Here is a 337-nt window from a genome sequence, read left to right on the forward strand (position 1 = left end):
TGGGCGGGCCGCCACGCATTGTGGTGATTGCCCCACGGATATGCGCCGGGCTTGATGGTGACGAACTTGTAATAGCCGCTCGCATCCGATTGGGCGCGGCCTGCGCCGGTGAAGTTCGGATCGAGCGGCGCCGGGTGCTGGTCGACGACATGGATGTAGCGGCCGCAGGCATTGGCCTGCCAGATTTCGACCAGCGTGTTCGGCACGCCGCGGCCGTCCTCGTCGAGCACGTGGCCGTGCACGATGATGCGCTCGCCGAGCGGCTCGCCCTTGGCCTGGATGGTGAGGTCGCTGTCGTGCGCGCGCACCGTCTCGTGACCATAGACCGGACCGGTCA

1 protein-coding gene is annotated in these 337 nt (G+C 67.4%); it reads right to left on the bottom strand.

Going from position 1 to position 337, the window contains the following annotated elements:
* On the bottom strand, positions 1-337 hold a 337-nt coding region (locus ALC15_RS41005; RefSeq protein ID WP_488240853.1), incomplete at both ends, for a dioxygenase family protein.

Origin of the sequence: Bradyrhizobium viridifuturi (assembly GCF_001238275.1) — a bacterium.
Taxonomy (GTDB): Bacteria; Pseudomonadota; Alphaproteobacteria; order Rhizobiales; family Xanthobacteraceae; genus Bradyrhizobium; species Bradyrhizobium viridifuturi.